Origin of the sequence: Loktanella sp. M215, assembly GCF_021735925.1 — a bacterium.
Lineage (GTDB): Bacteria > Pseudomonadota > Alphaproteobacteria > Rhodobacterales > Rhodobacteraceae > Loktanella.
The window spans coordinates 2,002,261-2,028,833 of sequence record NZ_WMEA01000001.1; the positions used below are offsets into that span (position 1 = coordinate 2,002,261).

General features: G+C 64.5%; 30 protein-coding genes and 1 riboswitch. Of the genes, 21 read left to right on the forward strand and 9 right to left on the reverse strand.

Annotated elements, in window-relative coordinates; translation table 11 throughout:
• Nucleotides 1–12: 12 nt before the first annotated feature.
• From GLR48_RS09755 to GLR48_RS09775, 5 genes are all read right to left on the reverse strand, one after another.
• Nucleotides 13–1,221 carry a TCR/Tet family MFS transporter gene (locus GLR48_RS09755; protein WP_237061074.1) on the reverse strand — a complete coding sequence of 403 codons (1,209 nt, stop codon included), beginning with the start codon at nucleotides 1,219–1,221 and terminating at the stop codon, nucleotides 13–15.
• A 1-nt stretch (nucleotide 1,222) separates the two neighbouring features.
• Entirely contained in the window at nucleotides 1,223–2,026 is an 804-nt protein-coding gene (gene pcaD / locus GLR48_RS09760) for a 3-oxoadipate enol-lactonase (protein WP_237061075.1), read from the reverse strand.
• Between the two features lie 146 nt (nucleotides 2,027–2,172).
• Entirely contained in the window at nucleotides 2,173–3,141 is a 969-nt protein-coding gene (locus GLR48_RS09765; RefSeq protein ID WP_237061076.1) for a threonine ammonia-lyase, read from the reverse strand.
• Complete coding sequence (locus GLR48_RS09770) at nucleotides 3,138–3,953, reverse strand: alpha/beta fold hydrolase (RefSeq protein WP_237061077.1); 816 nt, start codon at nucleotides 3,951–3,953, stop codon at nucleotides 3,138–3,140. Before GLR48_RS09770 ends, GLR48_RS09765 begins: the two co-directional genes overlap by 4 nt.
• Nucleotides 3,953–4,630 (reverse strand): haloacid dehalogenase type II, encoded by a 678-nt coding sequence (locus GLR48_RS09775; RefSeq protein WP_237061078.1) that lies wholly within the window; start codon nucleotides 4,628–4,630, stop codon nucleotides 3,953–3,955. The genes GLR48_RS09770 and GLR48_RS09775 overlap by 1 nt, the downstream gene beginning before the upstream one ends.
• 119 nt (nucleotides 4,631–4,749) lie before the next feature.
• On the opposite strand from GLR48_RS09775, the gene GLR48_RS09780 reads away from it, so the two are divergent.
• Complete coding sequence (locus GLR48_RS09780) at nucleotides 4,750–5,184, forward strand: FKBP-type peptidyl-prolyl cis-trans isomerase (protein ID WP_237061079.1); 435 nt, start codon at nucleotides 4,750–4,752, stop codon at nucleotides 5,182–5,184.
• Nucleotides 5,185–5,234: 50 nt separating this feature from the next.
• Nucleotides 5,235–5,417, forward strand: coding sequence for a hypothetical protein (locus GLR48_RS09785; protein ID WP_237061080.1), 183 nt, complete (start codon nucleotides 5,235–5,237; stop codon nucleotides 5,415–5,417).
• Between the two features lie 311 nt (nucleotides 5,418–5,728).
• Here the strand turns inward: GLR48_RS09785 and GLR48_RS09790 are convergent, their stop codons facing one another.
• The 3 genes from GLR48_RS09790 to fabA form a co-directional block, all read right to left on the reverse strand.
• The gene (locus tag GLR48_RS09790; RefSeq protein ID WP_237061081.1) at nucleotides 5,729–6,514 is read right to left on the reverse strand and encodes an enoyl-ACP reductase FabI; all 786 of its coding nucleotides are present in this window, start codon (nucleotides 6,512–6,514) and stop codon (nucleotides 5,729–5,731) included.
• A 5-nt stretch (nucleotides 6,515–6,519) separates the two neighbouring features.
• Nucleotides 6,520–7,749: a beta-ketoacyl synthase N-terminal-like domain-containing protein gene (locus GLR48_RS09795; RefSeq protein ID WP_237061082.1), complete on the reverse strand. Its 1,230-nt coding sequence runs from the start codon at nucleotides 7,747–7,749 to the stop codon at nucleotides 6,520–6,522.
• A gap of 226 nt (nucleotides 7,750–7,975) precedes the next feature.
• Nucleotides 7,976–8,485, reverse strand: a complete 510-nt coding sequence (gene fabA / locus GLR48_RS09800; RefSeq protein ID WP_237061083.1) for a bifunctional 3-hydroxydecanoyl-ACP dehydratase/trans-2-decenoyl-ACP isomerase — start codon at nucleotides 8,483–8,485, stop codon at nucleotides 7,976–7,978.
• 176 nt (nucleotides 8,486–8,661) lie between these two features.
• Here fabA and irrA point away from each other — a divergent pair, with 176 nt between their 5' ends.
• A complete protein-coding gene (irrA, locus tag GLR48_RS09805; protein WP_272911390.1) occupies nucleotides 8,662–9,096 on the forward strand; it encodes an iron response transcriptional regulator IrrA in 435 nt (144 codons plus the stop codon).
• Nucleotides 9,097–9,170: 74 nt separating this feature from the next.
• Nucleotides 9,171–9,704 (forward strand): REP-associated tyrosine transposase, encoded by a 534-nt coding sequence (locus GLR48_RS09810; protein WP_237061084.1) that lies wholly within the window; start codon nucleotides 9,171–9,173, stop codon nucleotides 9,702–9,704.
• 66 nt (nucleotides 9,705–9,770) lie between these two features.
• Here the strand turns inward: GLR48_RS09810 and GLR48_RS09815 are convergent, their stop codons facing one another.
• Nucleotides 9,771–10,634, reverse strand: coding sequence for a hypothetical protein (locus GLR48_RS09815; protein ID WP_237064497.1), 864 nt, complete (start codon nucleotides 10,632–10,634; stop codon nucleotides 9,771–9,773).
• Nucleotides 10,635–10,752: 118 nt separating this feature from the next.
• Between GLR48_RS09815 and miaB the strand changes: the two genes are divergently transcribed.
• The 17 genes from miaB to GLR48_RS09900 all read left to right on the forward strand — a co-directional run bounded on the left by miaB (nucleotide 10,753) and on the right by GLR48_RS09900 (nucleotide 26,571).
• Nucleotides 10,753–12,063 carry a tRNA (N6-isopentenyl adenosine(37)-C2)-methylthiotransferase MiaB gene (gene miaB / locus GLR48_RS09820; protein ID WP_237061085.1) on the forward strand — a complete coding sequence of 437 codons (1,311 nt, stop codon included), beginning with the start codon at nucleotides 10,753–10,755 and terminating at the stop codon, nucleotides 12,061–12,063.
• Between the two features lie 259 nt (nucleotides 12,064–12,322).
• Nucleotides 12,323–12,823 carry an OmpA family protein gene (locus GLR48_RS09825; RefSeq protein WP_237064499.1) on the forward strand — a complete coding sequence of 167 codons (501 nt, stop codon included), beginning with the start codon at nucleotides 12,323–12,325 and terminating at the stop codon, nucleotides 12,821–12,823.
• Nucleotides 12,824–12,835: 12 nt separating this feature from the next.
• Nucleotides 12,836–13,162, forward strand: coding sequence for a hypothetical protein (locus tag GLR48_RS09830; RefSeq protein WP_237061086.1), 327 nt, complete (start codon nucleotides 12,836–12,838; stop codon nucleotides 13,160–13,162).
• A gap of 145 nt (nucleotides 13,163–13,307) precedes the next feature.
• Nucleotides 13,308–14,321 carry a PhoH family protein gene (locus tag GLR48_RS09835; RefSeq protein ID WP_237061087.1) on the forward strand — a complete coding sequence of 338 codons (1,014 nt, stop codon included), beginning with the start codon at nucleotides 13,308–13,310 and terminating at the stop codon, nucleotides 14,319–14,321.
• A complete protein-coding gene (locus GLR48_RS09840) occupies nucleotides 14,318–15,121 on the forward strand; it encodes an ORF6N domain-containing protein (RefSeq protein ID WP_237061088.1) in 804 nt (267 codons plus the stop codon). The genes GLR48_RS09835 and GLR48_RS09840 overlap by 4 nt, the downstream gene beginning before the upstream one ends.
• Nucleotides 15,118–15,609 (forward strand): rRNA maturation RNase YbeY, encoded by a 492-nt coding sequence (gene ybeY, locus GLR48_RS09845; protein WP_237061089.1) that lies wholly within the window; start codon nucleotides 15,118–15,120, stop codon nucleotides 15,607–15,609. Before GLR48_RS09840 ends, ybeY begins: the two co-directional genes overlap by 4 nt.
• A gap of 31 nt (nucleotides 15,610–15,640) precedes the next feature.
• Entirely contained in the window at nucleotides 15,641–16,534 is an 894-nt protein-coding gene (locus GLR48_RS09850) for a hemolysin family protein (protein WP_237061090.1), read from the forward strand.
• A gap of 21 nt (nucleotides 16,535–16,555) precedes the next feature.
• Nucleotides 16,556–18,046, forward strand: coding sequence for an apolipoprotein N-acyltransferase (lnt, locus tag GLR48_RS09855; protein WP_237061091.1), 1,491 nt, complete (start codon nucleotides 16,556–16,558; stop codon nucleotides 18,044–18,046).
• 32 nt (nucleotides 18,047–18,078) lie between these two features.
• Nucleotides 18,079–18,129: riboswitch (SAM-SAH riboswitch) on the forward strand.
• A gap of 7 nt (nucleotides 18,130–18,136) precedes the next feature.
• Nucleotides 18,137–19,318 carry a methionine adenosyltransferase gene (gene metK, locus GLR48_RS09860; RefSeq protein ID WP_237061092.1) on the forward strand — a complete coding sequence of 394 codons (1,182 nt, stop codon included), beginning with the start codon at nucleotides 18,137–18,139 and terminating at the stop codon, nucleotides 19,316–19,318.
• 99 nt (nucleotides 19,319–19,417) lie between these two features.
• Nucleotides 19,418–20,134, forward strand: coding sequence for a tRNA (guanine(46)-N(7))-methyltransferase TrmB (gene trmB / locus GLR48_RS09865; RefSeq protein ID WP_237061093.1), 717 nt, complete (start codon nucleotides 19,418–19,420; stop codon nucleotides 20,132–20,134).
• 121 nt (nucleotides 20,135–20,255) lie between these two features.
• Nucleotides 20,256–21,608, forward strand: a complete 1,353-nt coding sequence (gene aroA / locus GLR48_RS09870; RefSeq protein WP_237061094.1) for a 3-phosphoshikimate 1-carboxyvinyltransferase — start codon at nucleotides 20,256–20,258, stop codon at nucleotides 21,606–21,608.
• Complete coding sequence (locus tag GLR48_RS09875; RefSeq protein ID WP_237061095.1) at nucleotides 21,605–22,213, forward strand: (d)CMP kinase; 609 nt, start codon at nucleotides 21,605–21,607, stop codon at nucleotides 22,211–22,213. The genes aroA and GLR48_RS09875 overlap by 4 nt, the downstream gene beginning before the upstream one ends.
• Nucleotides 22,214–22,389: 176 nt before the next feature.
• Nucleotides 22,390–22,908 (forward strand): glutathione peroxidase, encoded by a 519-nt coding sequence (locus GLR48_RS09880; protein ID WP_442915781.1) that lies wholly within the window; start codon nucleotides 22,390–22,392, stop codon nucleotides 22,906–22,908.
• 152 nt (nucleotides 22,909–23,060) lie between these two features.
• Nucleotides 23,061–23,693, forward strand: coding sequence for an NAD(P)H-dependent oxidoreductase (locus GLR48_RS09885; RefSeq protein ID WP_237061096.1), 633 nt, complete (start codon nucleotides 23,061–23,063; stop codon nucleotides 23,691–23,693).
• Nucleotides 23,694–23,907: 214 nt separating this feature from the next.
• Complete coding sequence (rpsA, locus tag GLR48_RS09890; RefSeq protein WP_272911391.1) at nucleotides 23,908–25,587, forward strand: 30S ribosomal protein S1; 1,680 nt, start codon at nucleotides 23,908–23,910, stop codon at nucleotides 25,585–25,587.
• A 297-nt stretch (nucleotides 25,588–25,884) separates the two neighbouring features.
• Complete coding sequence (gene ihfB, locus GLR48_RS09895; RefSeq protein ID WP_237061098.1) at nucleotides 25,885–26,166, forward strand: integration host factor subunit beta; 282 nt, start codon at nucleotides 25,885–25,887, stop codon at nucleotides 26,164–26,166.
• Between the two features lie 36 nt (nucleotides 26,167–26,202).
• Nucleotides 26,203–26,571: a LapA family protein gene (locus GLR48_RS09900; protein WP_237061099.1), complete on the forward strand. Its 369-nt coding sequence runs from the start codon at nucleotides 26,203–26,205 to the stop codon at nucleotides 26,569–26,571.
• Nucleotides 26,572–26,573 lie beyond the last annotated feature (2 nt).

Consider the following 26,573-nt stretch of genomic DNA (forward strand, 5'->3'; position numbering starts at 1 on the left):
CCCCGCAACCCCCTATTGCAAGGTGGCGCTGCTGGGCCGCGTCGCAGCGAAGACCGCGATGCAGACAGCGACGAGCCCTGCCGCCAGCAGGAACGGTGCGCCGGGCAGGTAGATGGGTGCGGTCGACGCGGTGAACAGCCAGAAGGTCTGAGTCATCAAGAGGGGAGCTATAATCGTGGCGATGGCGTTGACGCCCGTCAGCACACCCTGCAACTCGCCCTGCTGGTTGTCGGCGGCCGTGCGGGACATGATGCCCTGCAGCGCGGGCCCCGCGACGGACCCGAGCGCTGTCAGCGGTGTCAGCGCCAGCGCCAGCCACCCGTTGCTGACAAGGCCGAGGAACAGGAACGTCACCACGTCGAGCGACAGCCCGAAGATCACCGTGTTCCGCTCGCCAAACCGGGCGATGATCGGCCTGATCAGCAGGCCCTGCACGATGGCGATGCCGACGCCGAAGGCGCCCAGCGACAGACCGATCATCCCCGGCCCCCAGCCAAAGCGCGCCTGACCGAAGTAGGCCCAGACCGCCGGATAGACGAAAAAGGCGATGGCATAGACGAAGCTGACCGTCAGCAGGCGGCCCAGTCCCGGCAGCGCCGCGATGTGGCGCAGCGCGCCTGCGGGATTGGCGCGCGACCAGCGGAACGGGCGGCGGATGCGGTCGGTCACGGTCTCTGGCAGGATGAACCAGCCGAAGGTGAAGTTCAGCGCCGACAGGATCGCCGCGGCATAGAAGGGCGCCCGCACGCCCCAGACGCCCAGCAGTCCGCCGATCAGCGGGCCGATGACAAAGCCCACGCCGAAGGCCGCGCCGATCAGGCCAAAGTTTGCGGACTTCTCTTCGGGTTTCGAGATGTCGGCCATGTAGGCCGCCCCGGTCGATTGCGTCGCCGCGGTGATGCCGCCGATGATGCGCCCGAGGATCAGCAGCCAGATCGTGTGCGCCACCGCCATCAGCAGGTAGTCCAGCGCCATCACGGCCAGCGCCAGCAGCAGGACGGGTCTGCGGCCACGGCTGTCGGACACAGCGCCGATCAGTGGGCCGAACAGGAACTGCATGACCGCAAAGATCGTCGCCAGCAGACCGCCCCACAGGGCGGCATTGGCAAGGCTGCCGCCCTCGACCGCCCTGATCAGGTCCGGCATCACCGGCAGGATCAACCCGATGCCCATCGCATCGATGACGACAGTGATCAGGATGAACAGGACCGGCAGCGGCATCTCAGGTGATGGTGCCGGTGCGCGTCAGGAAGTCCGTCAACAGGCGGGCATAGGCCTCTGGTTGTTCGACGCAGGGCAGGTGCCCCGCGCGACGGATGATGTGAAAGCTGCTGCCGGGGATCAGGTCGACGGTTTCTCTGACCAGATCGGGGGGCGTGGACCCGTCGTCGCTGCCCGCGATTCCCATGGTGGGCAGGCGCAGCCCGCTGGTCGGCGTCATGAAATCCGTACCCGAAATCGCGGCGCAGACGCCGGTATAGCCCTGCACCGGCGTTGCCTCCAGCATCGCCTGCCAAGGGGCCATGGCCGCGGTGCCGTTGAAGTCGCGGCCGAACCAGCGTTGCATGACGCTGTCGGCGATCGGTCCCATGCCATCGCGGGTCACGGCGGCGATCCGGTCGGACCAGAGCTTGGGGTTGCCAATCTTGGCTGCCGTATTCGACAGCACCATGGCGCGCACGATGTCCATGCGCTTGACCGCCAGACCCTGGGCGATCATGCCGCCGACGCTGAGGCCCACGAACACACAGTTGCGCACATCAAGCTGATCGCAGACCGCCTCGGCGTCCGACACGAGTTGCCCCATGGTATAGGGCGCGTCGGGTGCGTCAGACTGACCGTGCCCCCGCTTGTCCCAGCGGACATAGCGCAGACCTTGCGGCAGCAGGTCCATGATGGGATCCCACAGGTGGAGCGTCGTCCCCAGAGAATTGGCAAAGACCACTGTCGGCGCGCCGGCATCGGTGGACCCGTCGGTGCGGGCGTGCAGGGTGATGCCGTCGCGGGTGATGCGGTGATCGGTCATGGAAGTCTCCTGTCGCGTGATCCTGCAGACAGACCCGCAATAGGCGGCGCGGTCAAGCGGTGACGCATAGGGGACTGGCGTCCCGCGATCGGGCAGGACTCCGGTAGGGGAGGCTTGGTCACGCGATCGGACGGGCAGACCCTGTCCTAATACCGCCTGATCGTCTCCGCGAACAGCGCGGGGTCAACGTTGCCGCCGGTCGCGATGGCGATCACGGCTTCGCCCTCGACCCTGTCCGGATGGAACAGCGCCGCGGCAAGGGCTGCGGCACCGCCCGGCTCCACCACGATACGCAGGCGATGAAAGGCCAGCGCCATGGCGCGCAGGCAGTCATCGTCGCTGACGGCGATGCCCGGTCCGCACAGGTTCTTCATGATCGGAAAGGTCAGATCGCCCGGTTGCGGCGTCACGATGGCGTCGCAGATCGACCCTTCGGCACGGTCGTTCCGCTGGATCGTCCCTGCGGCGAGGCTGCGCGTCGCATCGTCGAACCCCTCCGGTTCACAGGGCCGTGCGCGCAGGCCCGAGGCGTCGGCCTGCAGGGCCAGCGCCACGCCAGAGGTCAGCCCGCCGCCACCGCAGCAGACCAGCACATCGGCCTGCGTGACGCCGGCTTCGGCGGCCTGCGCCGCGATCTCCAGCCCGCAGGTGCCTTGACCTGCGATGACCTGCGGGTCGTCGTAGGGTCGGATCAGGGTCAGGCCGCGGTCTGACGCCAGACGGTCGCCGATGGCCTCACGGCTCTCGGTGGCGCGGTCGTACAACACGACCTCCGCCCCCAGCGCGCGGGTATTGGCGATCTTCACCGCCGGGGCGTTGGCGGGCATGATGATGACGGCAGGTGCTGCGTGCATCCGGGCCGCCAGCGCCACGCCCTGTGCATGGTTGCCGGACGAAAAGGCGATGACCCCGCTGCTGCGCTGCGCGTCCGTCAGCGCAGAGACCGCCGCCCAGCCGCCCCGGAACTTGAAGCTGCCGGTGTGTTGCAGGCATTCGGCCTTCACCAGCACGCGCCGCCCGGCGATCTCGTCCAGAAAGGGCGAGGACAACAGCGGTGTCACGCGCACATGGCCATCAAGGCGCCGGGCCGCGGCACGGATCAGGTCGATGTTCATGCCATGGACTCCAGCCAGCTTTGCAGCGCCGCAACGGCGGGCGGTTCATCAAGAAACGGCACATGGCCGCGGTCCGGCACCTGGGCAAAGATCCCGTCGGGGCGACGGCGCTGCATCTCGTCCCATGTGGCCTGAGACAACAGATCGCTGTTCGCCCCCCGGATCGCCGACAGCGGCAGGCCCGCCGTTGCGTCGTAAATAGGCCACAGGTCCGGCATGCCGGTCTTACCGTCGCCCAGGGTTGTGGCAAGCGCCGGGTCATAGCGGATCACCAGACCATCCCCGGTCTCGGCATAGTGTTGTTCCACCTCCGCCAACCAGCGCGCCATCGGCACATCCTTGAAAGTGGCCCATGTTTTGGCACGGACAGCCGCCGCTTCGGCATAGGTCTTCTGCGCCGGGTTATGACCGACATATCCCGTGATGACCTTCAGTCCGGCAGGGTCGATCACCGGTCCGATGTCGTTCAGTGCCACGCCCAGCAGCCGTCCGTGCGCCGTGGCGGCCAGCATCATCGCGATCAGCCCGCCGCGCGAGGTGCCAAGGATTGCAGCCTTCTCCAGCCCGAGGTGATCCAGCAGCGCCAGCGCGTCAGCCGCCTCGTTCGGCACGGTGTAGGTCGCAGGCGCGGCCCAGTCCGACTTGCCGCGTCCCCGGTAATCCAGCCGGATCAACCGGCAGCGCAGATGCGGCGCCACATGATTGAAATCGGTGCCGTTGCGCGTCAGGCCAGCCAGCGCAAGGACCGGCAGCCCTTCACCGGCCTCCTCGTAATAGAGCGATGTGCCATCGGGGGCGTTGAAATGGGGCATCAGATGATCTCCGGGATCGTGGTCAGGTCGGGCAGGATGTGTGCGGGCCGGGCATAGAGCCGGTCGACGGGCGCACCATTGCGGTTCGCCCAGACCGTGTGAAAGCCGTAGCCTGCGGCGCCCGCCGCATCCCAGCCATTGGACGAGACAAAAAGAACGTCATCGCGCCGGCAGCCGAACCGCTTGCCCACCATGTCGTAGACCTGCGCATGCGGCTTGAAGACGCCGACATCCTCGACCGATAGCGCATCATCCAGAAGGTCCGTCAGCCCGGCCAGCGTGATCGCTGCCCGCAGCATGTCGGGCGCCCCGTTCGACAGGATCGCGGTCTGCAACCCGCGATCCTTCAGGGTCCGCAGCATCTGCGGCACCTCCGGGTAAGCCTCCAGTTCCCAGTACAGCGCCAGCAGACGCTTGCGCAGCGCGTCATCCTCCAGTCCCGCAGCCTCCATCGCCCAGTCGAGGCCGTCCTGCGTGATCTGCCAGAAATCGCAGTGCCGGTCAGCAATGGCGCGCAGCCAGCTGTATTCCAGCTGCTTTTGCCGCCAGTCGCGCGCCAGCTGCGGCCAGACCGCGGCCAGCTTGTCCTGACCCGGTTCTTCCGCAGCACGTCGGGCGGCGGAATTGACGTCGAACAGCGTGCCGTAGGCATCGAATATGCAAGTGGTGATGGTCATGTGATCTCCTGTCGCTCTGGGGCGGACAGTGGCACGCCACGCGGGCGCGGGCAAAGCGGTTTGCATCCCGGCCCATGATTCGTTACCGTCTGCCCGATTTTGTAATGAAAGGACGCAACATGACGACTGCAAAACAGGGCGACACGGTCCGCATCCACTACAAGGGGACCCTCACCGACGGGACCGTCTTCGACACATCCGAAGGCCGCGATCCGCTGGAATTCGAGGTCGGCTCCGGCACGATCATCCCCGGTCTGGACGCCGCCATCCCCGGCATGACCGTGGGCGATGAAAAGACCGTCAACGTGCCTGCCGAACAGGCTTACGGCCCGGTCAACGATCAGGCGCGCCAGGCGATCCCGCGCACCGACATTCCGGCGGACATTCCTGTCGAAGTCGGCACGCAACTGCAGATGCAGACACCGCAGGGGCAGGTCGTGCCGGTCACCGTGGCCGATGTCACCGACAGCGAAGTGACGCTGGATGCGAACCACCCGCTGGCCGGCAAGGATCTGACCTTCGCCATCCAGATGGTCGAGATCAAGGCCGCCTGATCCGGCTGCCCTTCGACGGCCGCGGGGTTCATCCAGAAGGATTCGAACACGTGGCCGTCGGGATCGCAGATCGTGCGACCGTCCATGAGGCCGTCCATGTCCTGCACCTTGCCGGTGTCACTGCCGCCGTCGGCCAGTGCGGCATCCACCACCGCCAGAACAGCGGCGCGTCAGTCGCTAGACGGCGCGAACACAGCCCCTGTCGTGGCCTGCGTGTCGGCGATCGGTTTTAGTGAACCGCCGCTGAATTTGGCCGCCTCGGTAATCATGACATGGACAGAGTCCGCACTCACGACGCAGGCCGCAGTCTCATCGGCAAACTGAGGATTTACGGAAAATCCCAGTCCGTCGTAGCAAGCCCGGCTGCGGCGATGTCTTTCATTGGCAGATTTACGAAGGTCATGCGCATGGGCTTGCACCTCCTGAAAACCATGCGCCGACGCTCACCCGCCCATCTTCTTCTGGTCACAAATACTTCGGGGGGAGTCGCACCGCGACGGGGGGCTGGCCCCCCGCCGATTTTTCGCGAAAAATCGGAGAGACGCTACAGATGATCCGGTTGAGGCATGCCCAACACGTGGAAGCCGCCATCGACGCGGATGATCTCTCCGTTCGTGAACTTGCCCACGTCGGACGCAAGATAGACCGCCGTGCCGCCCACCGCTTCCAGCGTGGCATTCGACCGCGCCGGCGTGTTCATTTCCGTGTGCTTGAAGGTGCGTCGCGCACCGGCGATGGCCGATCCCGCGAGCGTTTTCATCGGACCGGGGCTGATTGCATTCACGCGGATGCCTTGCGGACCCAGATCATTGGCCAGATAGCGCACGGCGCTTTCCAGCGCCGCCTTTGCGACACCCATGACGTTATAGAACGGCGTGACCCGGTTGCTGCCCTGGTAGGTCAGGGTCAGGATCGTGCCGCCCTCGGGCATCAATTCGGACGCCCGCTTTGCCACATCGATCAGCGAGTAGCAGGAAATCGTCATCGAGTTCTTGAAGTTCGCGCGGCTGGTATTGATGAAACGGCCCGCCAGTTCCGACTTGTCCGAATAGGCGATCGCGTGGACGACGAAGTCGAGGCTGCCCCAGCGGTCCTTCAGCGTCCGGAACGCCGCGTCCATGCTGTCGTCATCGGTCACGTCGACGTCGATCATGATGTCCGACCCGACGCTTTCCGCCAAGGGAGCAAGCCGCTTGCCGAACGCCTCGCCTTGATAGGTGAAGGCCAGTTCCGCGCCTGCGTCCGCCATCGCCTTCGCGATGCCCCATGCGATGGACCGATCGTTCGCGACCCCCATGATAAGCCCGCGTTTGCCTTGCAATCCGATCATACCCATTACCCCTTGAACCGCGACAACAGCATCGACCCGTTGGTGCCGCCAAACCCGAACGAATTCGTCATGATCGTATCGAGACCCGCGTCGTCGACGCGCACCGTGGCGATTTCCGCCGGATCCAGTGCGGGGTCCAACGTCTCGACATTGATCGAGGGGGCGATGAAGTCGTCCTGCAGCATCAGCAGGCAATAGATCGCCTCCTGCGCGCCGGTGGCGCCCTGACTGTGCCCCGTCATCGACTTGGTCGAACTGATCGGTGGCGTTGTACCACGCCCGAAGACGCGGCGCACGGCCTCGACCTCGCCCACGTCGCCGACAGGCGTGCTGGTGCCGTGAGCGTTGATGTAACTGACCTTGCGGCCCTCTGGCAGCGTCGCCAAGGCCAGCCGCATGGCCCGTTCGCCGCCCTCGCCAGAGGGGGCGACCATGTCGGCCCCGTCGGACGTGGCGGAAAAGCCGGTCACTTCCGCATAGATCTTCGCGCCGCGGGACTGCGCTGATTCAAGCGTCTCAAGCACGACGATGCCACCACCGCCCGCGATGACAAAGCCGTCGCGGCCCGCATCGAAGGCGCGAGAGGCCTTGGTCGGGGTGTCGTTGTACTTGCTGCTCATCGCACCCATGGCATCGAAGAGGCAGGATAGGGTCCAGTCCAGTTCCTCACCGCCGCCCGCGAACATGATGTCCTGCGTGCCAAGCGCCACCTGTTGGGCCGCCATGCCGATGCAATGCAGCGAGGTGGAGCATGCGGAGGTGATCGAGAAGTTCATACCCTTGATCTTGAAGGCCGTCGCAAGGTTGGCGCTGATCGTCGAGGACATCGTCTTGGGCACCGCGAAGGGTCCGATTCGCTTCGTCGCACCGGTCGCCAGGACGGACTGGTGGGCGGCGAACATGGCGGACGTGGACGGCCCGCCAGAGCCAGCGATGACGCCCGTCATCGGGTTCACGACCTGCGCTTCGGTCAGGCCCGCGTCGGCGATGGCCTGGGTCATCGCGATATGGGCATAGGCAGCACCCGGTCCCATGAACCGCAGCGTCCGCTTGTCGACGTGATCGGCCACGTCGATCTTGAGCGTGCCGGCGATGCGGCTGCGAAAGCCGTGCTCCGCCATCTCGGGCGACGCTTCGATTCCGCTGGTCCCGGCCCTGAGCGCGGCGGTGACCTCGGCGGCGGTGTTCCCGATGGGCGAGACGATACCGAGCCCGGTGATGACGACGCGACGCATGACGCACTCCTTCAATGACGTGTCCTGTTTAGGCCAGCGAGGGGCCGTGCCGCAACCACATAGGGCGCTTGCCTTGGTGTGTGGGGCCAGATTGTGGGGTCTGATCGCGGGAAATGGCGCGGTTCATGCCCTTTTGCCGAACTTCAGGGGGCCAGCGGTCTGACCCCCAAACGTCTTTTCAACCAGACGATCTGGGACAGTCCGTCCGGCTGGAAGGTTGCTGCGCTCAGCTCTCGCTCAGCGCCACTTTCATGTCCTTGACTTGATAGATCACATCGCCGTCCGCTTCGACGATCCCGTCGGCGACGCCCATGGTCAGACGGCGCGTCTGGATCGCCTTGGTGAAGTCGATCTTGTAGGTCAGCAACTTGCGGTCCGGGCGCACCATGCCGGTCAGCTTCACCTCTCCGACGCCAAGCGCATAGCCACGCCCCTGCCAGCCGCGCCAGCCGAGGTTGAACCCCGTCAGCTGCCACAATCCATCAAGGCCAAGGCAGCCGGGCATGATCGGATTGCCCGGAAAGTGACAGTCGAAGAACCACAGATCCGGCGTGATATCGAATTCGGCGACGACATGGCCCTTGCCATGGGCACCACCATCGCCCGAGATCTCGGTGATCCGGTCCATCATCAGCATCGGCGGGGCTGGAAGCTGGGCATTGCCAGGTCCGAAGAGTTCGCCGCGGGCACAGGCCAAGAGGGCGTCTTTGTCGAAATGCGAGGGGAAATCGGCCATGGCGGTCCTTCTGATCCGGATCCGGGCACCCTGTGGCACGCGGACTTTGTTGCGCGTGACGTCTAGCACCGGCGGCTTTGTGCGTGCAAGCCTGCGGCCCGTGACCAGCAGCAGACCGGCACTGCGGTCGGAAAAACCATTGATCCATGTCCCTGCCATCCCATATGTATGCGGATATGACCGATTTTGCGACACTGACATCCGACGCAACCGATCACGGCAGCCGCTGGCTGGCCGCTGCCGGTTTGCGACCGACACGCCAGCGCCTGACCCTCGCCGCGCTTCTGATAGGGGACGGCATGGATCGGCATGCCACGGCCGAAGGATTGTTCGCTGCAGCGGCACTGCGTGACGAACGGGTGTCTCTGGCGACGGTCTACAATACCTTGCGTGCCTTCTGTGACGCCGGCCTGCTGCGAGAGATCACGGTGGACGGCGCGAAAAGCTATTTCGATACCGACATGTGCGATCACCCGCATTTCTATTGGGAAGATACGGCCGAACTGACCGACGCACCGCGCGAGGCGCTGGAAATCCGGCGCCTGCCGCAGGCGCCGGCGGGCGCAAAGGTCGTGGCTGTCGATGTCGTGATCCGCCTGCGGCGCGTCTGAGGACAGGCCGCATCAGCGGATCATGCAATGATCTGTTAATCGTGCGTTAACCCTCTTCGATACAGGGTGGATGCATGATGCTGATTAACCCGATTCCCACACCGACACGCCATTCAGTCTTCTTCACGGTCCGTCTGCGCGATGACAGCGCAGACCTGCTGGTGCGTCACATTGAAATCCTGCGCCTTTCCGTGCGTCTGTGTCAGCTTCGGTATCCGTTCACGATCGACGATGCCGTGATACTGCCGAACCGGGTGCACATGATCTGGTCCCTGCCGCGCGACGATCAGGAGTATGCCAAGCGCTGGAAGGTCATCAAGGCAACCTTTGTCCAGAACCTGCCGCGGCAGTCTGGCGCGGATGCCTCGACCGCACCGCGGGTCAATATCTGGCAGCGCCGCTTTTGGGACCGGCCGATCTTGTCCCGCCAGGCCATGGAAGAGTGCCGTGACATGATCCGTATGGCGCCGGTTCAGGCCGGACTGGTCGACGATCCCGCGGCCTGGCCCTATTCCCGCGACGCGCGGTTGCTTGCGCAAGTACGGCAGACAGCCAAGGCGCCAGTTCTGCCTGCAAAGGCACCCGTTCTGCGTCTGGTCAAGGGATGACAGGGCAGGGTTTGCACAGGGTCTGAACGTACCGCCGCTGACCCATCTCTGATCAGTTGGGCCGATTTAGAACCATTGCCCCGGCTCCATCAGCCCCAGATCGAGCAACTGCTGCGACCGCCAGTGAAACGGCGCCGAATTGTGCCATTTAAAGGTCTTGATATGCGGCGCTGACCCCGGATTGCGCCGCAGCGCCTTGGCCGTGCGGAACGAGCAAAGACTGGCCGTCAGACTGTTGTGCCATGGGCAGGCGTAGGTGTTGTATTCCGGGTCCGAAAACGTGTGGTCGCCGCGCAGCTGCAAGCCGGGCTGCGCACGGAATAACGCCACGCGGTCGATCCGGCGCCGCGGCGGCGGTACATGCTCCTCGTGGCGCCACCGAAGTCCGCCGAAGAAATCCAGTTGCCGCTCCAGCAGGGTATCGTCCTTGTCCTTGCGGGCGAGCGCGTAATAGCCTGATTTGTCGAGGTACGCGTCACTCAGGCTGACTGCCGTCGGGTGCGCATCAAGGTCGTCGGCGTAAAGGTCCACCACGAAGGTCAGCAGACTGTAGCGCCGCTCCTCGGTCGAAAATGCGACCATCTCGCCCACGGTGCGCGTCTCGCAGAACGGAAAGAACAGATACTCTGCATTGTAGGCGTAGTGGATCCACTGGCCGGGGGCTGCGGCGATGACACCGTTTACGATATCTTCCAGTGCGTTGTCGGCCTGCATGTCGTGATGCACGCGCACGACGTGATCGGCCAGATCGGCGTCCACAGCGATCCGCGGCGCACCGACCGCCACGACGCGGTGAAATCCCGCCTTGATCGCGTGCCGCAGGCTGCTGTCGACCTCGATCTGATCTTCCAGCAGGATCAGCGCGATCGGACCCTTGGCCAGCAGGCCACGACCGTTGGTCAGAAAATCGCGCAGGCTGGGGAAAATCATCGCAGGCGTCCGGATCAGGTCGCGCGCAAGGTCCGCGAAATCGCTTCGCATTGCAAGCCCGGCCCCTGCGCGGTAAGGACAGGGCCGTCTCCTTTCCCGACAGTCAGGCACCCCGATCATGACCGCCCCCCGCAAGCTTTTCGTCAAGACCTACGGCTGCCAGATGAACGTCTATGATTCCGAACGGATGACCGAGGCGCTGGGGGCCGAAGGCTATGTTCCGACCGACCGGGCCGACGATGCGGACATGATCCTGCTGAACACCTGCCACATCCGCGAAAAGGCGGCGGAAAAGGTCTATTCCGAACTGGGTCGCCTGCGGGTGCTGAAGGATGCCAATCCTGACCTCAAGATCGGCGTTGCCGGCTGCGTGGCGCAGGCCGAGGGCGAAGAGATCATGCGCCGCGCGCCGTTGGTCGATCTGGTGGTCGGGCCGCAAAGCTATCACCGCCTTCCCGCGATGGACCGCGCCGTGCGGGCAGGAGAGCGGGCGCTGGATACGGATTTCCCGCTCGATGACAAGTTCGACACGCTGAAAGCACGCCCCAAGGCGCGCCGGGCGCCGGCGGCCTTTCTGACCGTGCAGGAAGGCTGCGACAAGTTCTGTGCCTTCTGCGTCGTGCCATACACCCGCGGGACAGAGGTCAGCCGCCCCGCAGACCGGGTGCTGCGCGAGGCCCGCGATCTGGTCGAGGCGGGGGTCGTCGAGATCACGTTGCTGGGCCAGAACGTGAATGCCTATCATGGCCATGACGGCGGGCTGGCCGGTCTGATCCGCGATCTGGCAAAGATCGACGAGCTGCAGCGGATTCGGTTCACGACAAGCCACCCGAACGACATGGACGACGCCCTGATCGCGGCGCACGGCGATTGCGAAAAACTGATGCCTTATCTGCACCTGCCGGTGCAGTCGGGGTCGGACCGGATGCTGAAGGCGATGAACCGCAAGCATACGGCGGCGCAATACCTGAAACTGGTTGAACGGATCCGCGCCGCACGCCCCGACCTGATGCTGTCGTCCGACTTCATCGTGGGCTTCCCAGGAGAGACCGATGCCGATTTCGAGGCCACGCTGGATCTGATCCGCACGGTCGAATTCGGTCAGGCCTATTCCTTCAAATATTCGACGCGCCCCGGCACGCCGGCCGCCGAAAAGCCACAATTGCCCGAAGAGGTCATGTCGGAACGCCTTGCGCGGTTGCAGGTCCTGCTGACGCAGCAGCAGCGCGCAATACAGGACAGCATGATCGGCCGGACCGTGGGGGTTCTGTTTGAAAAGCCAGGCCGCATCGCAGGCCAGATGATTGGCAAGTCTGACTACCTGCACGCGGTTCACGCCGAGGCGCCCGCCACGGTTCTGGGTCAGGTGATGCCGATCAGAATCATCAGCGCCGGCACGAATTCGCTGGGCGGGCAGTTGCTGGGCTGAAATAAGCCCACACGGGTCTGTGTTAATGCCATGTTATGAAATTGCGGCCACTGGCGGTTATTGTTGCGTTTTGAGACACAATATCTGGTGTTTTTTTCTTTATGATGTGGTGAAGCTTGCTATGATGCGTCGTATTGAGTGTCATTAGTGCGACCGCACACCTGAGATGGTGTGCCCGTACAATCAAGAGGATTTCGCCGTGGCAACCACACCGTCCCAATTTGCAAGGACCGCATTTGCGGGCGTTCTGGCATTGACCATGATCGCTGGATCCACCGTTTCCGCCCAGCAGACTAGCCGGCCGGAAATCTATGAACCGACGATCTGGATCGACCCGGATGGATGCGAGCATTGGGCGATGGACGACGGTGCCGAAGGCTTCATGTCGCCGCACCGCCGTCGCGACGGCAGCGCGGTGTGCCACCGGTCCGAAATCTGCGGCGTGTTCCCGACGGACCAGCTGTTTGCGACCGACAAATATGCGCTCAGCGCCTCGGCGCGTGCGACCTTGCAGAACTTCTTCCAGACGGCGAATGCCTTTGGGTTCATGATCTATGGGCACACGGACAGCCGCGCGTCGGATGAATATAACATCCGTCTGTCGAACAACCGCGCCGCAGCCGTCGGCAACGTGGCACAAGGCGTCGGCGCGCGCGTCGTCGATCTGAAGGGGTTCGGCGAGCGCATGCCCCGCGCAACCAATGACACCGCCGCCGGGATGCAGCAGAACCGCCGCGTCGAAATCTACTGCATCCGCTGAAGGGGATCGAACATGAACACGATGAAATTGCTCGGTCTTCTGGGTGCCGGTCTGGCCCTGACCGCGTGCGATCAGGCCGTCGGCCCCAACAAGGGCTTTGACCGCGGGATCAATGCCCACAGCCTGTCGACCATGGTCGCAGGTATCTGGGTCGACCCTGAAGGTTGCGATCACTGGATCATCGACGACGGCGTCGAAGGCTATCTGTCAGAGCGTCTGACACCCGATGGCCGCCCGGTCTGTTCCGGTGTCGCCCCGCCCAATACGGTCGTGGGGCCGTTCAAGTCCGGGTCGCCGATCTATGACCCGACACGGCCCGATGACTTCCCCCCCGCATGATCCTTCCAAGAAGCCGCAGATCACCTCTGCGGCTTCTTTCTTGGGCGCTGCCGGGTCAAATCCCGCGCAATGTCACCCCGAGGGTTGTCATTGTCCGCCCCGGTCGCCACTTTGAACGCAACGATGCTTCACCCCGGAGATTTGATTGCCCACAGGCGCGCTGACCCCCACCGCTGAAAATGTTTCGGAATCCGTTCTGGAATTTCCCGATAACTTCCTGCTGATTGACCTGTGCGGCCAGTACGACCGCAACCTCACCGCCATCGAAAGCGCGCTGGGCGTTCAGGTCCTGCGCCGCGGCAACCGGCTGGAGGTGATCGGTGAAGAGGTGCCGCGCAAGGACGCGCTGGATATCCTGAAATCGCTCTACCAGCGGCTTGAGGCGGGCAAGACGCTGGAACCCGGCGACATCGACCGCGAATTGCGAATGCACCCGGACGAAAGCCTGATGACCGGCGAGCAGAAGGAACTGTTCAAGGGCGAGCTGGCCGACCGGGTCGAGATCAAGACCCGCAAGAAGCTGGTCGAACCCCGGACCGAGGCGCAGAAGGCCTACGTGCGCGCCCTGTTCGACAACGAACTCTGCTTCGGCATCGGGCCTGCGGGCACCGGCAAGACCTATCTGGCCGTCGCCGTCGCGGTGAACCACTTCATCAGCGGGAACGTCGACCGGATCATCCTGTCGCGTCCTGCGGTCGAGGCCGGAGAGAAACTGGGATATCTGCCCGGCGACATGAAGGACAAGATTGACCCCTACATGCAGCCGCTTTACGATGCGTTGAACGACTTCTTCCCCTCCAAGCAGGTCGCCAAACTGATCGAGGAGAAGCGGATCGAGATCGCACCGCTCGCCTTCATGCGGGGCCGCACGCTCGCCAATGCCGCTGTCGTGCTGGACGAGGCGCAGAACGCCACGACCATGCAGATGAAGATGTTCCTGACCCGTCTGGGTGAAGGCTCTCGCATGGCGATCACCGGCGACCGCACCCAGATCGACCTGCCGCGCGGCGTGAATTCGGGTCTGTGGGAGGCGGAGCGCCTGCTCAAGAACATCCCCAAGATCAGCTTCAACTATTTCACGTCCAAGGACGTCGTGCGCCACCCGCTCGTCGCCCGCATCATCGAGGCTTACGAGGCGGACGCGGAAAAGACGGGATGACCGACGCCCTTGCGGCGGGCGTGGCGCAGGCGATCTTTCGCCTGCGGGGCCAGCCTGTCATTCTTGACGCCGATGTCGCCGCGATCTTCGGGCGCACGACATCGGCGGTGAACCAGCACCGCAGCCGCAACGCCGGGCGGTTTCTGGATGACTACGCCTTTCAGCTGAGCCTCGATGAATGGCGCAACTTGAAATCACAAGATGTGATCTCAAGTGCCCACGGCGGGCGGCGGGGCAGGCCTTGGGCCTATTCCGAACAGGGTTTCATCATGCTCGCCACCGGGTTTCGCGGGCCCGAGGCGGATCGCATTGCCCGCACGGTCGCGGAAACCTTCGTGGCCTACCGTCGCGGTGAATTGCCGATGGAGCGGGTGTTCGACAAGGCCGACACGGGCCTGCGCAACTCGTTGCGCGGTCAACTCTCCGACATGCTGTCCGCCATCGCCGCGATGCCCTTGCCCGGCGGGTCCACGGTGCTGACTGAACTCGATCAGACGACGCAAGCCGCCCTTGGCCGGGTGCGGGCCTGGCTGGACCAGCCCGGCAAGCAGAACACCAAGCTGGACGCCGAAATTGCCAAACTCGCCGCCGACACGCAGCGGGCCTATGCCGAGGTGCGCCGGACGGATGCGGAAACCGCGAACCTGTGGGCGGATACGGTGCTGAAACGGCTGGACGCGGTGCGGCAGTTGCGCCTGATGGTGCAGCAGATCGAACGCGACGATCTGAGCGGGCTGCTGGACGCAAGCTTTGGCCAGCCGGTTCCGCTGAACGCCTTGCCAAGGGACGACGATCAATGACCGTGGATTGCCTGATCGAAGACCCGCGCTGGGAGGCGCTGGATCTGGAGACGCTGGCCGAAGCCGCCTCTGACGCCGCCCTTGCGGAACTCGGGCTGGAGCCGTCGGTCTGGGAGATCAGCCTGATGGGCTGTGACGACGCCCGCATCGCCACCCTGAACGCCGATTTCCGTGGCAAGCCGCAAGCGACCAACGTGCTGTCGTGGCCGTCAGAGGAGCGCGGCGTGGCCGTTGCGGGCGAAATGCCCGTCGCACCGGATCCCGCCGACCCGGAACTCGGGGATATTGCCATCGCTTTTGAGACCTGCGAAGCGGAGGCGCGGGCGGCGGCCAAGCCGCTGGCGGAACATGTGACGCATCTGATCGTTCACGCGACGCTGCATCTGCTGGGCTACGATCACGATCGCGACGCCGACGCCACCCTGATGGAGGGATTGGAGACGCAGATACTTGGCAAGATGGGTCTTGATGATCCATACCGGACTTGACGCCGCAAGGCACAACATAGGCAGGGAGACGATGGGCGATACCGACGACGGGTCCAGGGGGGCAGCGCAGGGCGCGCAGTCCGAAGAGACACCAGACCAGAGCGACGAACAGAAGGGTAATTTCTTCAGCCGCCTGTTCGATGCGCTGTCGCCCAACGGCGAAGGCGACGATGACACGGCGGATGGGGCGCGCCAGATGCCGCCGACCATTCCGATGCCCGGTATGCTGAACCTGCGCCGGATGCGGGTCGAGGACGTCTCGGTCCCCAAGGCCGATATCGTGGCCGCCCCCGTGACCACCAGCAAGGACGACCTCGTCGCCACCTTCCGCGACAGCGGTCTGACGCGCCTGCCGGTCTACGACGGCACGCTCGATACGCCGATGGGGTTCGTGAACCTCAAGGATTTCGCCCTGAAATACGGGTTCGAAGGCGACGCGATGGCCTTCGATTTGCGCGCGCTCTTGCGGCCCCTGCTGTTCGTGCCGCCGTCGATGCCGCTGGGCATCTTGCTGACCAAGATGCAGGCCGACCGCACGCACATGGCGCTGGTGATCGACGAATATGGCGGCACGGACGGTCTGGTCACGATCGAGGATCTGATCGAACAGGTCGTGGGCGCCATCGAAGACGAACACGATGTGGACGAGGTGAAAAGCTTCAGCCTCGAGTCCCCCGGCGTCTATATCGCGCAGGCCAAGACCGCGCTGGAGGATTTCGAGGCCGAAATCGGCATGGACCTGACCCATCACGAGGATATCGACGAGGAAGAAATCGACAGCCTTGGCGGTCTTGTCATGATGCTGTCCGGCCATGTGCCGGTGCGCGGTGAGGTCATCATCCACCCTGACGGCCCCGAATTCGAGGTGCTGGACGCCGATCCGCGCCGGATCAAGCGATTGCGCGTGCGGCTTCCGCAGGCATGACACGAGGCTGACATGACAGGCATGACAGATCGCCTGTGGCGGCTGCGCCGCTGGCCGCGCGTGTTTGCGCTGATCGTCCTCGGCGTCGTCGTGGCCCTTGGCATGGCGCCGCTGGACTGGTGGTTCATCGCCGTGCCGGCCTGGGCCGCCGTCCTTTGCGTGCTGATCACAGCGCCCGGCCTGCGGCCCGCGCTCTGGTCCGCTTTGCTGATCGGGCTGGGGTATTTCGGGTTCACCCTGCGCTGGCTGGTCGATCCGTTCCTCGTGGATGCCGCGGCATGGGGCTGGGCCGCACCCTTGGCCGTCAGCCTGATGGCCTTGCGCGAAAGCCTGTTCTGGGTTGCGGGCACGCTGGTCGCTCGCCTGATCGCACCACGCCACCTGTCGGCGCTGGTGCTGTCCCTGACGCTGGCAGAGGCGTTGCGCGGCTACCTGTTCACCGGCTTTCCCTGGGCCCTGATCGGCCACGTGCTGATCCCGACGCCTTGGGCGCAACTGGCGGCCTTCGGCGGTCCGCACCTGCTGACGCTGCTGACGCTGACCGTGGCGGCGGGGCTGGTCTGGATGGCGCAACGGCGCTGGACCGGGGCGATCCCCTTGATTGCGGCGGTGGCGGTGGCGCCCTTGCTGATCCCGGGGCCTGACCCGGTTGATCCTGCGGCCCCCGTCATCCGCATCGTGCAGCCCAACGCGCCGCAGGATCAGAAATGGGATCCCAACCAGAACCTGATCTTCTTCCAGCGCATGATCGCCTACACGCAGGCCGCCCCGCGCCCCGCCCTGATCGTCTGGCCGGAAACCGCCGTGCCCGACCTGCTGGACTACGCCCAGCCAGAGCTGGAGCAGATCTCGGAGGCCGCACAGGGCACACCGGTGGTCACCGGCATCAACCGCAGTCAGAACGGCCTTTATTACAACTCGCTCATCCTGCTGGGCCGGATGGGGCAGGTGGAACAGACCTACGACAAGGCGCATCTGGTGCCGTTCGGGGAATACACGCCCTTCGGAGAGCTGCTGAAGCAATTCGGCGTCCACGGCATCGCCACGTCAGAGGGCGGTGGCTTTGCCAAGGGCGCCGTGCCGCAGCCGCTGATCGACTTGCCAGGGGTGGGCAAGGCTCGTGCCTTGATCTGCTACGAAGGCATCTTTGCCGAAGAGATCACGACCCCCGAACGCCCCCGTCTGCTGATGATGATCACCAACGACGCGTGGTTCGGCAAGGGGGCGGGACCAACCCAGCACCTGATGCAGGCGCGGCTGCGCGCGATCGAGCAGGGGCTGCCGATGGTGCGGTCGGCCAATACGGGCATCAGCGCGATGATCGACGCCCGCGGCCGGATCAAGGCGATGATCCCGCTGGACCGGGCAGGCTATGTCGACGCACCCTTGCCGGTCGCGCGCGCCGCAACGCCCTACGTGCGGTGGGGTGACTGGCCCGTCATGATTCTGGTGTTGCTGGGGATGATCGCGACCGCCCTTCACAACCGCCGGATGCGGCACGAATTGCGTTGACCACGGCGGGCGGCCTGCGTAACCAATCGGCTGACCCGCCACAACGGCTTCCTGACGTGGCGGGATATTTTTTGACTGGAGCACGTCCCCATGGCACGCCAAGACTATATCTTCACCTCCGAATCCGTGTCGGAGGGGCACCCTGACAAGGTGTGCGACCGCATCTCTGACAGCATCCTCGACGCCTTTCTGACCGAAGAGCCGGAGGCGCGCGTCGCCTGCGAGACCTTCGCCACCACCAATCGCGTCGTCATCGGCGGCGAGGTCGGGTTGAGCACGATGGACAAGACGCACGCCTTTCTGGCGGGTGTGCCGGACATCGCCCGCGCCGCCATCAAGGACATCGGCTACGAGCAGGACAAGTTCCACCACGCCACCTGCGAGATCACCAACCTGCTGCACGAGCAGTCCGCCCACATCAAGCAGGGCGTCGATGCCGGCGACAACAAGCCCGAAGGGGCCGGCGATCAGGGCATCATGTTCGGCTTCGCCACGACCGAAACGCCGGACCTGATGCCCGCACCGATCCAGTATGCCCACGCCATCCTGCGGCGTTTGGCCGAGGTGCGTAAATCGGGCGCGGAACCGACCCTGCGCCCTGACGCGAAAAGCCAGATCAGCCTGCGCTATGCGGACGGCAAGCCGGTGGAGGTCACGTCGATCGTGCTGTCCACCCAGCACGCGGACGAAAGCCAGTCCAGCGCCGACATCCGCGCCATCGTGGAGCCCTACATCCGCGAGGTCCTGCCCGACGGCTTCATCACCGATGCGACGGAATGGTGGGTCAACCCGACCGGCACCTTCGTGATCGGCGGGCCCGATGGCGACGCAGGTCTGACGGGCCGCAAGATCATCGTGGACACCTATGGCGGGGCAGCCCCCCACGGCGGCGGCGCGTTCTCGGGCAAGGATCCGACCAAGGTCGACCGTTCTGCCGCCTATGTCGCGCGCTATCTGGCCAAGAACGTCGTGGCCTCGGGCATGGCCGACAAATGCACGCTGCAACTGTCCTATGCGATCGGCATCGCGCAGCCGCTGTCGGTCTATGTCGATCTGCACGACACAGGAGAGGTCGATCCGGCGGCGGTCGAACGGGCGATCCGCCAGACGATGGATCTGACGCCGCAGGGCATCCGCACGCATCTGGGTCTGAACCGTCCGATCTATGCCCGGACCGCGGCCTACGGTCACTTTGGCCGCGCGCCCGAGGCGGACGGCGGTTTCAGCTGGGAACGGACCGATCTGGTGGACGCGCTGAAGCGCGCCGTCTGATCTGACTGATAACGTGAAAAGGGGGTGGGCCAGTGGTCCGCCCCTTTGCTTTGCAGCGGCACGGTTGCGGGGCGGGGCGTCAGGCGCTAAAGCGCGCGCATGCAAAACGATAAACACCCCTCCGGCGCCCCGTGGCGCAATTTCTATGGCCGGTTCCGTGGCAAGACGATCCGGGCCAGTCAGAAGGATTACCTCGACAACGACCTCGACGCGCTGTCGCCGGGACCCGTCGGTTGGGACGTGAACCCCGACCGGGTCAAGCTGGATCCGGACGCGATCGTGGGGGGGAAACCGCTGTGGCTGGAGATCGGCTTTGGCGGCGGCGAGCACATGATCGCGATGGCGCAGCGCTATCCGGACATCGGCCTGATCGGCTGCGAGCCCTTCATCAACGGCGTGGCGATGCTGCTGGGCAAGATCCGCCACGCCGATGTCGCGAACCTCGCGGTGCATCCCGGCGACGTGCGCGACCTCTTCGACGTCCTGCCCGAGGCCTGCATCGCGAAGGCCTTTCTGAACTATCCCGACCCCTGGCCCAAAACCCGCCACCACCGGCGCCGCTTCGTGACGGCTGAACATCTGGTGCCGTTGTTCCGCGTCCTGAAGCCGGGCGCGGAATTCCGCGTGGCCACGGATATTCCCGATTACGTGCGCCAGACCCTGGCGGAGGTGCCGAAAGCAGGGTTCGTCCTGCAGACGGCGCTGCCGGACGGCATGGCTGTCGCCTGGGACGACTGGATCTCGACCCGTTACGAAATCAAGGCGCTGCGCGAGGGCCGCAGGCCGCACTACATGACCTTTCACAAGCCCGCGTGACGCCGTACGGCGCTGTTGGCCCGTGCCGGGCCAAGGCGCCCCGCCCGCCGTCCCCTGACCTCTCGACCCGGATCGGCGGCTGCGTTAAAGCGGACCCAGCATCCACAAAGGAATTTGACCAATGTCCGGCCATGGCACCCCCGTCCCGATGACCTCTCGTGCCTGCGGGCCGCTGACCGGCGTGGCAGAGGTGCCGGGCGACAAGTCGATCTCTCACAGGTCTCTGATCCTGGGTGCGCTGAGCATCGGCGAGACGCGGATCACCGGCCTGCTGGAAGGCGACGACGTTCTGGACACGGCCCGGGCAATGCGGGCCTTCGGCGCGACCGTGACGGATCTCGGCGGCGGCGCGTGGAGTGTGCAGGGCGTCGGCGTGGGCGGTTTTGCCGAACCTGCGGGCGTGATCGACTGCGGCAACTCCGGCACCGGCGTCCGGCTGATCATGGGGGCCATGGCCACGACCGGCATCACGGCGACCTTCACCGGTGATGCGTCCCTGTGCGCGCGGCCCATGGGGCGAGTCACCGACCCATTGGCGCTCTTTGGGTGCCGGGCCGTCGGGCGGCAGGGGGGGCGGTTACCGATGACGCTGGTGGGCGCGGCAGACCCGGTGCCGGTACGCTACGTCGTACCGGTCCCTTCGGCACAGGTGAAATCCGCCGTGCTGCTGGCCGGTCTGAATGCACCCGGCGAGACTGTCGTCATCGAACGCGAAGCGACGCGCGATCATACGGAGCGGATGCTGGTGGGTTTCGGCGCCGAGATCGAGATTGAGCAGACCGACGAAGGTCGCGTCATCACCTTGCAGGGCCAGCCGGACCTGCAAGCGCAGGTGATCGCCGTCCCGCGCGATCCCAGCAGCGCGGCCTTTCCGGTCTGTGCCGCCCTGATCGTGCCGGGGTCCGACGTGCTGGTGCCCGGGATCGGTCTGAACCCGACACGCGCCGGCCTCTTCACCACGCTGCGCGAGATGGGGGCGGATCTGACCTATGAGAACGCGCGCGAGGAGGGCGGTGAGCCTGTCGCCGACCTGCGTGCGCGGTTCTCTGCTGACCTGCGGGGTGTTGTCGTCCCGCCCGCCCGGGCCGCCAGCATGATCGACGAATACCCGGTGCTGGCCGTGGTCGCAGCCTTTGCGCAGGGCGTGACCGAGATGCGCGGCGTCAAGGAATTGCGCGTCAAGGAAAGCGACCGGATCGACGCGATGGCCAAGGGGCTGCGCGCGGCTGGCGTTAAGGTGGATGAAGGTGACGACTGGTGGACGGTGACAGGCCTCGGTCACGGCAATGTCCCCGGTGGCATCACCGCGGAAAGCCGGCTCGATCACCGCATCGCCATGGCCTTCATGGTCATGGGCATGGCCACGCAGCAGCCCGTCAGCGTCGATGACGGCAGTCCCATCACCACCTCTTTTCCGATCTTCGGCCCGCTGATGGCCAGCCTTGGTGCACAGATCGACCGGTCTGGCGCATGAGCTTTACCGTCGCCATCGACGGGCCCGCAGCGGCCGGCAAGGGGACGCTGGCGCGCGCGCTGGCCGCGCATTTCGGCTTTGCCTACCTCGATACCGGGTTGCTCTACCGCGCCGTGGGCGCAGGTGTCTTGGCGGGCGGCACGCCGCTTGAGGTGGCGTTGGCGCTGGACCCCGCCGATCTGGAAAACGATGCCCTGCGCACGCAGGCGGTGGCCGATGCCGCCAGCCGCGTCGCCGTGATCCCCGAGGTGCGCACCGCTCTTGTGGCCTTTCAGCGCGACTTTGCCCGCCGCGACGGGGGCGCTGTCCTTGACGGGCGCGACATCGGGACGGTGATCTGCCCGGACGCCGCGGTAAAGCTGTTCGTCACGGCCAGTCCAAAGATCCGGGCAGAACGTCGCTACCTCGAACTTGTCGCGCGGGGCGTTACAGCGCAGCGCGAGGCGATTCTTGATGAGGTGCTGGCCCGAGACGCCCGCGATCAGGACCGCGCCACCGCGCCGCTGGTCGCAGCGCCCGATGCGACGCTGATCGACACGTCCGACCTGACGGCCGCCCAGGCGGTGCGTCAAGCGATTGCGGTGGTGGACACCCGCAGACCCTGAGAGGGAGCGGCATCCGGTCCGCCTTTCTTCTGGTCGAAAATACTTCACGGGGGTCCGGGGGTGTGAAACCCCCGGTCCGACCTCTCCAAGCGCGCACTCAGGCTGCGACGAACGATCCTCTTTCTTTTGCATTCACGACCACTAATTTGGCGGTACGGTCGCAACAGGAGGGTGCCATGCGGTTGACGATTTCGGCGTTGATGATCTGTGCGGCTTCGCCGCTTTGGGCTGCCGCGGATGCAGTGACATTTTCCAATATCGACGGCGGGACATTGTCCCTCGACGACTGGAAGGGGCAGCCGGTTCTTGTGGTGAACACTGCATCCATGTGCGGCTATACCCCGCAATTCACCGCCCTGCAGGAGTTGTACGATACCTACCGCGACCGCGGTCTTGTCGTGTTGGCGGTCCCGTCGGACGACTTCAATCAGGAACTGGGGACGGCGGCAGAGGTCAAGGATTTCTGCGAAATCCAGTACGGCATCGACATGCCGATGACGGACATCACCCATGTCCGTGGCGATCAGGCGCATCCGTTCTACAAGGCGGTGGCCGCCGAGGCGGGCTTCGCACCGGGCTGGAATTTCAATAAGATCTTGCTGGACGGGCAGGGGAATGTCGTGGGCACCTGGGGATCGCCGGTCGGGCCGATGTCACAGGCGATCACCGACCCGGTCGAGGCTTTGCTGAACTAGCCCCCGGACGCGGATCAGCGCGACCGTAACGCCGGGTGCGGCGCTGCACAGGTGCTGTGCGGCACAGGCTCTTCTCGTGCCGGCGCCTGCGTTTATCTGGATCAGGATATCGCCCGTCTCGGGTGATCGACATATCCTGAAAGAGTCATCTCATGCTGAACGACCTGCTGAACTGGCGTTACGCCACCAAGAAGATGGACGCCCACAAATCCGTCCCCGAAGAGAAGGTCGAGGCGATCCTTGACGCCCTGCGTCTCGCCCCCACCTCAAGCGGCCTGCAGCCGTTCGAAGTCCTCGTCATCACCGACAGGGACATCCGCGCCAAGCTGATGGATGCGGCCTACGGACAGGAACAACTGGTCGATGGCAGCCATCTGCTCGTCTTCGCAGCTTGGGACAACTATACCGATGACCGCATCGACATGGTTCGCGATGAAACCGGTGTCGCCCGTGGTGGAGTCACCGACAGGTTGATGGACTACTACAAGAACCTGAAAAGCAACTACACCGCCCGCGACGCCGAGGTGAACTTTCAGCACGCCGCCCGTCAGGTCTATATTGCGCTTGGCGTGGCCATGATCGCCGCGGCCGAGCAGCAGGTGGACGCGACCCCGATGGAAGGCTTCGATCCGGACAGGTTCGACGACATCCTCGGTCTGCGTGACAAGGGCCTGCGGTCCGTCGTGATCCTGCCGCTGGGCTACCGCGCGGCCGAGGGCGACTGGCTGAAGGACGCACCCAAGGTGCGCCGCGACCGCAGCCAGCTCTTCACCCGCATCGACTGACCCTGCGGGCCTTGCGATTGTCGCGCCCGCAGGATATACAAAGCGGGCTGAAGCACCGAGACAGGTGCGGGCATGAGACTCGAGCAGGGTCGGTTCTGAACCGGCCCTGTTGTTTTATGTTCGACTCGTGGCTGACGCCAAACCGCAATCCAAAGACCGGCGGAGACAACCGCACGGCCCGTATAAAACACCAAGATTAGGAAATCAGCGCCACATGGCAAGCAACACAAGCATGGAAGAATTCGAAGCCCTTCTGAACGAAAGCTTCGAAATCGATACGCCCGCAGAGGGCTCGGTCGTCAAGGGCAAGGTCATCGCGATCGAAGCCGGACAGGCCATCATCGACGTCGGCTACAAGATGGAAGGCCGCATCGATCTGAAAGAATTTGCAGAACCCGGCGAAGAGCCCGACATCAAGGTTGGCGACGAAGTCGAAGTGTTCCTGCGTCAGGTGGAAAACGCCCGTGGCGAAGCCGTCATTTCCCGTGAAATGGCCCGCCGCGAAGAAGCGTGGGACCGTCTGGAAAAAGCCTATGCCGACGAAGAGCGTGTCGATGGCGCAATCTTTGGCCGCGTGAAGGGTGGATTCACCGTCGACCTCGGCGGCGCTGTTGCCTTCCTGCCCGGCTCTCAGGTTGACGTCCGCCCCGTGCGCGATGCCGGCCCGCTGATGGGTCTGAAGCAGCCGTTCCAGATCCTGAAGATGGACCGTCGCCGGGGCAACATCGTCGTGTCGCGCCGCGCGATCCTCGAAGAATCCCGTGCCGAACAGCGTGCCGAAGTCATCGGTAACCTGACCGAAGGTCAGGAAGTCGACGGCGTGGTCAAGAACATCACCGAATACGGTGCCTTCGTTGACCTCGGCGGCGTTGACGGCCTGCTGCACGTGACCGACATGGCGTGGCGCCGTGTGAACCACCCGTCCGAGATCCTCTCGATCGGCGAGACGATCAAGGTGCAGGTCATCAAGATCAACAAGGAAACGCACCGCATCAGCCTCGGCATGAAGCAGCTGCAGGCCGATCCGTGGGATGCGGTCGAGCAGAAGTACACGCTTGATTCCGTGCACACCGGCCGCGTGACCAACATCACCGACTACGGCGCATTCGTGGAGCTGGAGCCGGGCGTCGAAGGTCTGGTTCACGTCTCCGAGATGTCGTGGACGAAGAAGAACGTCCACCCCGGCAAGATCGTCTCGACCTCTCAGGAAGTCGAAGTGATGGTGCTGGAGATCGACAGCGCAAAACGTCGCGTTTCGCTCGGTCTGAAGCAGACGCAGCGCAACCCGTGGGAAGTGTTCGCTGAAACGCACCCCGAGGGCACCGAAGTCGAAGGCGAAGTCAAGAACATCACCGAATTCGGTCTGTTCATCGGCCTGCCCGGCGACATCGACGGCATGGTTCACCTGTCCGACCTGACCTGGGACGGCCGTGGCGAGGACGTCATCGGCGACTTCCGCAAGGGCGACATGGTCAAGGCCAAGGTCTCCGAAGTCGACGTCGAGAAAGAGCGTATCTCGCTCTCGATCAAGGCGCTGGACAGCGATCCCTTTGCGGATGCCATCGGCGGCGTGAAGCGCGGTTCGATCATCACGGTTGAAGTGACCAAGATCGAAGACGGCGGCATCGAGGTCGAGTATGAGGGCATGAAGTCCTTCATCCGTCGCTCTGACCTGTCCCGTGACCGTGCCGAGCAGCGCCCCGAGCGTTTCGGCGTGGGCGACAAGGTCGACGTGCGTGTGACCAACATCGACTCCAAGACCCGCAAGCTGGGCCTGTCGATCAAGGCTCGCGAGATCGCCGAAGAGAAAGAGGCCATCGACCAGTATGGCTCCTCCGACTCCGGCGCTTCGCTGGGCGATATCCTGGGTGCCGCTCTGAAGGGCGACAACTAGGTTCGCAGGTCTGAACCACTAAAACGATTTGGGCCCCGCCAGAGCGATCTGGTGGGGCTTTTTTATGCCCTCCCGTCCCCGAATCGGTCCAACCTGCCCCCGCGATGGTCCCGCGCTGACGCGTCGACCGGGCCGTGCCGGACTGATCGGCGTGTCGTGGTTCGATTTATGCAACCGCAGCGGCGGGTTTTTGCACAATCACGGCACCGCGACCTATTTCGTGAACCGGCGTTCCCCCCTATAGTCTCGGCAAGGTAAGAATGCCTGATCTGCTGTTTTATGCCTGCGGGGTTTCCAATGATTCGTTCCGAACTGATCCAGAAGATTGCCGAGGAGAACCCGCATCTGTTCCAGCGCGACGTCGAGCGGATCGTCAGCACCATCTTCGACGAGATCACCGGCGCGCTCGTGCGTGGTGACCGTGTCGAACTGCGTGGATTCGGTGCATTCTCTGTCAAGAAGCGTGACGGACGCACCGGACGGAACCCACGGACCGGCGAAGCGGTTGAGGTTGAAGAGAAACATGTGCCATTCTTCAAGACAGGCAAACTGTTGCGCGACCGGCTGAACGGCGCGTAACCTCGCCCCACCGGACCCAACAAGGATCACGCCGCGATGAAAACTCTCAAATACGTCTTCTGGGCCCTCGTGGCCGTGCTTCTGGTGCTGGTGGGTCTGGCCAACCGGGATGCGACGACGTTGCAGGCGATGCCGACGGCCTTCGCCAACCTGTTCAACATCTCTCCTCAGATCACGCTGCCGTTGTTCATCGTGATCTTTCTGGCGGTCGGCGCTGGTCTTTTGCTGGGCCTGATCTGGGAATGGATCCGCGAATATCCCGAGCGGGTCGAGGCCCGCGCCCGTGCGCGCGAGATCGAAAGCCTGCGCAAGGAAGTGGCCCAGCTGCGTCTGGCCGCCGCGAGCCCGAAGAAGGGTGACGATGTCATCGCCCTTCTGGATGCGCCCAAGCGCCGGATCGCCTGATC

Coding starts and splice junctions, on each gene's coding strand:
- aroA (WP_237061094.1), top strand. CDS start 20,256: ATGTCCGGCCATGGCACCCCCGTCCCGATGACCTCTCGTGCCTGCGGG.
- GLR48_RS09795 (WP_237061082.1), bottom strand. CDS start 7,749: ATGCGTCGCGTCGTCATCACCGGGCTCGGTATCGTCTCGCCCATCGGG.
- miaB (WP_237061085.1), top strand. CDS start 10,753: ATGACCGCCCCCCGCAAGCTTTTCGTCAAGACCTACGGCTGCCAGATG.
- GLR48_RS09830 (WP_237061086.1), top strand. CDS start 12,836: ATGAACACGATGAAATTGCTCGGTCTTCTGGGTGCCGGTCTGGCCCTG.
- lnt (WP_237061091.1), top strand. CDS start 16,556: ATGACAGATCGCCTGTGGCGGCTGCGCCGCTGGCCGCGCGTGTTTGCG.
- irrA (WP_272911390.1), top strand. CDS start 8,662: ATGACCGATTTTGCGACACTGACATCCGACGCAACCGATCACGGCAGC.
- GLR48_RS09850 (WP_237061090.1), top strand. CDS start 15,641: ATGGGCGATACCGACGACGGGTCCAGGGGGGCAGCGCAGGGCGCGCAG.
- pcaD (WP_237061075.1), bottom strand. CDS start 2,026: ATGACCGATCACCGCATCACCCGCGACGGCATCACCCTGCACGCCCGC.
- GLR48_RS09885 (WP_237061096.1), top strand. CDS start 23,061: ATGCTGAACGACCTGCTGAACTGGCGTTACGCCACCAAGAAGATGGAC.
- GLR48_RS09755 (WP_237061074.1), bottom strand. CDS start 1,221: ATGCCGCTGCCGGTCCTGTTCATCCTGATCACTGTCGTCATCGATGCG.
- metK (WP_237061092.1), top strand. CDS start 18,137: ATGGCACGCCAAGACTATATCTTCACCTCCGAATCCGTGTCGGAGGGG.
- GLR48_RS09875 (WP_237061095.1), top strand. CDS start 21,605: ATGAGCTTTACCGTCGCCATCGACGGGCCCGCAGCGGCCGGCAAGGGG.
- trmB (WP_237061093.1), top strand. CDS start 19,418: ATGCAAAACGATAAACACCCCTCCGGCGCCCCGTGGCGCAATTTCTAT.
- ihfB (WP_237061098.1), top strand. CDS start 25,885: ATGATTCGTTCCGAACTGATCCAGAAGATTGCCGAGGAGAACCCGCAT.
- GLR48_RS09790 (WP_237061081.1), bottom strand. CDS start 6,514: ATGATCGGATTGCAAGGCAAACGCGGGCTTATCATGGGGGTCGCGAAC.
- GLR48_RS09900 (WP_237061099.1), top strand. CDS start 26,203: ATGAAAACTCTCAAATACGTCTTCTGGGCCCTCGTGGCCGTGCTTCTG.
- GLR48_RS09880 (WP_442915781.1), top strand. CDS start 22,390: ATGCGGTTGACGATTTCGGCGTTGATGATCTGTGCGGCTTCGCCGCTT.
- GLR48_RS09810 (WP_237061084.1), top strand. CDS start 9,171: ATGATGCTGATTAACCCGATTCCCACACCGACACGCCATTCAGTCTTC.
- rpsA (WP_272911391.1), top strand. CDS start 23,908: ATGGCAAGCAACACAAGCATGGAAGAATTCGAAGCCCTTCTGAACGAA.
- GLR48_RS09780 (WP_237061079.1), top strand. CDS start 4,750: ATGACGACTGCAAAACAGGGCGACACGGTCCGCATCCACTACAAGGGG.
- ybeY (WP_237061089.1), top strand. CDS start 15,118: ATGACCGTGGATTGCCTGATCGAAGACCCGCGCTGGGAGGCGCTGGAT.
- GLR48_RS09770 (WP_237061077.1), bottom strand. CDS start 3,953: ATGCCCCATTTCAACGCCCCCGATGGCACATCGCTCTATTACGAGGAG.
- GLR48_RS09815 (WP_237064497.1), bottom strand. CDS start 10,634: ATGATTTTCCCCAGCCTGCGCGATTTTCTGACCAACGGTCGTGGCCTG.
- fabA (WP_237061083.1), bottom strand. CDS start 8,485: ATGGCCGATTTCCCCTCGCATTTCGACAAAGACGCCCTCTTGGCCTGT.
- GLR48_RS09775 (WP_237061078.1), bottom strand. CDS start 4,630: ATGACCATCACCACTTGCATATTCGATGCCTACGGCACGCTGTTCGAC.
- GLR48_RS09825 (WP_237064499.1), top strand. CDS start 12,323: ATGATCGCTGGATCCACCGTTTCCGCCCAGCAGACTAGCCGGCCGGAA.
- GLR48_RS09765 (WP_237061076.1), bottom strand. CDS start 3,141: ATGAACATCGACCTGATCCGTGCCGCGGCCCGGCGCCTTGATGGCCAT.
- GLR48_RS09840 (WP_237061088.1), top strand. CDS start 14,318: ATGACCGACGCCCTTGCGGCGGGCGTGGCGCAGGCGATCTTTCGCCTG.